The sequence below is a fragment of the Paenibacillus sp. OT2-17 genome, assembly GCF_009827695.1.
Classification (GTDB): domain Bacteria; phylum Bacillota; class Bacilli; order Paenibacillales; family Paenibacillaceae; genus Paenibacillus; species Paenibacillus polymyxa_B.
The window spans coordinates 1-3,643 of the sequence record NZ_WUDQ01000375.1 but is presented as its reverse complement, the minus strand read 5'-3'; the positions used below and the strand labels follow the sequence as shown (position 1 = coordinate 3,643).

4 protein-coding genes and 1 pseudogene are annotated in these 3,643 nt (G+C 44.3%); 3 read left to right on the top strand and 2 right to left on the bottom strand.

The window, feature by feature from the left end; genetic code table 11:
* A pseudogene (locus GRP75_RS29940) lies at window positions 1-117 on the bottom strand (metalloregulator ArsR/SmtB family transcription factor); the annotation flags it as partial.
* A 295-nt stretch (window positions 118-412) separates the two neighbouring features.
* On the opposite strand from GRP75_RS29940, the gene GRP75_RS21495 reads away from it, so the two are divergent.
* The 3 genes from GRP75_RS21495 to GRP75_RS21485 all read left to right on the top strand — a co-directional run bounded on the left by GRP75_RS21495 (window position 413) and on the right by GRP75_RS21485 (window position 2,478).
* Window positions 413-1,384 (top strand): YpdA family putative bacillithiol disulfide reductase, encoded by a 972-nt coding sequence (locus GRP75_RS21495; protein ID WP_160790309.1) that lies wholly within the window; start codon window positions 413-415, stop codon window positions 1,382-1,384.
* A 22-nt stretch (window positions 1,385-1,406) separates the two neighbouring features.
* Window positions 1,407-1,850, top strand: a complete 444-nt coding sequence (locus GRP75_RS21490) for a DUF441 domain-containing protein (protein WP_013309978.1) — start codon at window positions 1,407-1,409, stop codon at window positions 1,848-1,850.
* 115 nt (window positions 1,851-1,965) lie between these two features.
* Window positions 1,966-2,478: a hypothetical protein gene (locus GRP75_RS21485; protein WP_023988256.1), complete on the top strand. Its 513-nt coding sequence runs from the start codon at window positions 1,966-1,968 to the stop codon at window positions 2,476-2,478.
* A gap of 133 nt (window positions 2,479-2,611) precedes the next feature.
* Here the strand turns inward: GRP75_RS21485 and GRP75_RS21480 are convergent, their stop codons facing one another.
* Window positions 2,612-2,914 carry a HesB/YadR/YfhF family protein gene (locus tag GRP75_RS21480; RefSeq protein ID WP_013309976.1) on the bottom strand — a complete coding sequence of 101 codons (303 nt, stop codon included), beginning with the start codon at window positions 2,912-2,914 and terminating at the stop codon, window positions 2,612-2,614.
* Between the last annotated feature and the right edge of the window lie 729 nt (window positions 2,915-3,643).

The following is a 3,643-nucleotide window of genomic DNA, read 5'->3' as shown; positions in this document are numbered from 1 at the left end:
CAGCTTTTTCGCCAAAGCTTGGCCATGCATCTCCCCACGGGACAAAAGAAGTAATATTCGCATACGCGTTGGATCAGCAAGTGCTTTATGATAATTGACCATTTTATCCAGTTGCATCGTTATTGCACCTCTTTTCACTAGTACATACTTGCTATGCAAGCGAATTCAATCACATGAAATAGATATATATCTAATTATATATTTACTAAAAGTAGCTGTCAATCTTCACCTTCCATCATCACTTTCTGTAAACGGCTGGATATTGTGTTCGCATTGCGGTAGGATTATTATTTGAAAACTTCTCACATACTGAGCTATTTGCTTCAATCCTGAGATCCGTTTTTAATCGTCAAAATAATGTTAACCCTACAAAACTGGCGTAATAAACCAATACAACTGGAGGTTCATCCAAATGTACGACGTAATCATTATCGGTGGCGGACCCTGCGGACTATCCGCTGCAATCGAATGCAGCCGCAGAGGTTTGCAAACTGTCATTATTGAAAAAAGAAACATCGTTCACTCCATTTTTCTATATCCGACCAACATGCAGTTTTTTAGCACCGCCGAACTACTGGAAATCGGTGATGTTCCATTCAGCACCCCTAATGATAAACCTTTTCGTCATGAAGCACTGGCGTACTATCGTAAGGTAGCCACTCATTATAACTTGAACATTCAGCATTATGAGGAGGCCCAGTCCATTCATCGCCAGGATGACGGTACATTTACCGTACATACCCTGAGCAAAGGGGAAATAACCAAAACGTATTCGTCACGCTATGTCGTTGTGGCTACAGGATATTTTGATCATCCGAACTATTTGGGCATTCCCGGGGAACAATTGGATAAAGTCACGCACTATTTCAGCGAAGCCCATCCCTATACAGGAACCCGGGTCGCAGTCATCGGTGGCAGTAACTCTGCGGTAGATGCTGCAATGGAATTGGTGCGGGTCGGAGCTACGATTGATATGGTATATCGTCGAAGCGAGTTGTCCCAATACATCAAGCCGTGGGTTCGTCCACTGTTTGACAGTATGGTACAAAAAGGGAAAATCACGCTGCACTTAGGCGCACGCATTACCGAAATTCATCCAGACCATGTCGTAGTCACTCCGCTGGACACTGAAGCATTCCGACTCGAAAATGATTTTGTACTGGCACTGACTGGATTTCACCCGGAGCGAAAACTGCTGGAGTCTGTTGGCGTCCACATGGCTGAGGATCTGGACAAACCAGAATTTAATCCTGCCACGATGGAAACGAACATCCCAGGTATATATGTCGCTGGGGTCATCGCTTCAGGCAGCAATGCCAATGAAGTGTTTATTGAAACAGGCCGCTGGCACGGGCGACAAATCGCCGAACATATCCAAAGCTAAATAAACGAAGGAGAACATCTGTATGGATTACAGCTCACTTATCTTACTGGTATTGGCTGGTCTTGGGATTGTTAGTGGCAACTCTACCGTGACTATTGCCATGGTTGTATTACTGCTGCTGCGGGTAACCAGCTTTCATTCTGCTTTCCCCTGGCTTGAAAGGTATGGCCTGACAATCGGAATTATTATTTTGACGATTGGGGTGATGACCCCGCTAGCCAGCGGTAAAATCAGTATCAATCAGGTGATGGAGTCTTTCCTGCACTGGAAATCACTGCTCGCGATTGGTATCGGAATTTTGGTAGCCTATCTTGGCGGCCGCGGAGTAACTTTGATGTCTGGACAGCCCATTATTGTGACAGGTTTACTGATCGGGACCGTCATTGGCGTTGCCTTCTTTAAAGGAGTTCCTGTTGGACCTCTGATTGCTGCCGGATTGCTTTCCTTGTTAATCGGCCGCAGCTAAATTCGTACAACAAATATAGGAATAAATGATAGCAATCTGCATGTCGGGCTGAATTCAGTCCCGCTTTGTGGTATACTCATATCGCATAATTTGGTAAATGCAGGAGGCTTGACCGATGTCTCGACAATTTGTAACGGAAGCTGTAATGGTGGCTATATACGGCCAACTACTTACATCTCCCGCCCCTGTGGAATATATAGTGCCTTACACATCACTGCTAGAGCTATACGAATTCCAGGATAGCACAGAGCCGCTCATGGATAATCCTATGGACGATCAACATGTGAAGCGGAAGGTAAGCGAGTTGATCAGTTATTTTGAGGAACCGTTGAATCAGAAAAAAATTCGGCGTGCCCTTCAGATGCCTTGGGCCAAGAGCTTGCCTATTCTATTCGATGCCAATACATCACTCATTATCATTAATGCTGTTGATACTGCGCATTACGGAGAATATTTTGATCCAATTGAGACTGAACTAGTGTTGACAGCTCAACGTGAATCATTACCTATTCTGACGGATCAATTGGACTGGATCCACCGCATTATCGAAGCTTCCGTACCTGTACATGTGTACGACATTGATGATTTTGATTTTGCACTCGATGGCCCGATACTTAACAACCCTTAACATACGACATACCCGCCTTAACTACAAAAAAGCGGCGGAGCATCATGTACAGGTTCATCTCCTGTAACACGATACTCCACCGCTTTTCTTGTCCAAGAACAACTATTTGCACGCTATGATTGACAGTGAAGCGCTAAGCTTGTCCATCCTCAACATAGGTGTAAATAATGTCATCATGTTCCTCCAAATACTTAACTTCCAGATGATGGCCCTTCAGATACCAGTAATCCTGGTCCTCCATATAAAACGTAATGCCAGCCGCTTCATGCTGTAATACGGGGTGCTGCGGAGGCTCTACGGCAATTCCCAGAGAAAAGCCTGGATGCAACCCGCCGCCAGAGCTATAGCGAACAAAAAAACGGATCGAATCTCCACGATTCAAACTAAGCTCCTTAATGTACCACTGTGCCGCAGGTTCAGTTACCTGTATGCTCATACGTTATGCTCATCTCCTTGTACAATGACGTCTGCCAACTATATCATAGCATCTTTTAGAATGACCACCAACCGTCCCAACCTAGCGAGATTCTTGGACAAGTCATATACATTTTTTTGAAAAAGGTTTGACAATTCGCAAAAAAGGGTGTTAAGATTCAACCATACGAGATCCATTTTGAAATTTATTACCAATTTGAACGATTACTCATGTTAGATTGAACCCATTTTGAGGAAGAAAGGAGTGTTACCGGTGCTAAAATTTCCTATTGCATTTTACCCACATCTACAAACACAACAACTTCATACCGGAGCATCTCCCCTGTCGCATCCTTCAGAATTGGGCCATTCGCGTTGTATGGTTTAATACGAGTGGCTGCCTGCGTTTGAGCAGTTTTTCAGTGGTGAGTGTGCTGAAAATACCTGCGCGCCATATGATATTGAGATTTAGGGCATATCGTCTGCGGACGGTATGCCTTTTTTGCGCCTGTTGCCGTATCATATTTGTGGTAGCAAGTCGCTGTTGTTTCTTCAAAATGGTACACAACTCTCGAAAGAACTTGTCATGAAAGGATGGGATTCCTCTTGTTTTCGGTACTTAAAAATTTAAGCTGGTTTTTTAAAAGAGAACGAAGCCGATACTCCATTGGATTGTTTTTGCTGATAGCCGTTGGTGTGCTGGAGCTTGCTCCACCTCGGCTACTAGGTAGTGCCATTGATGAGATTGTGC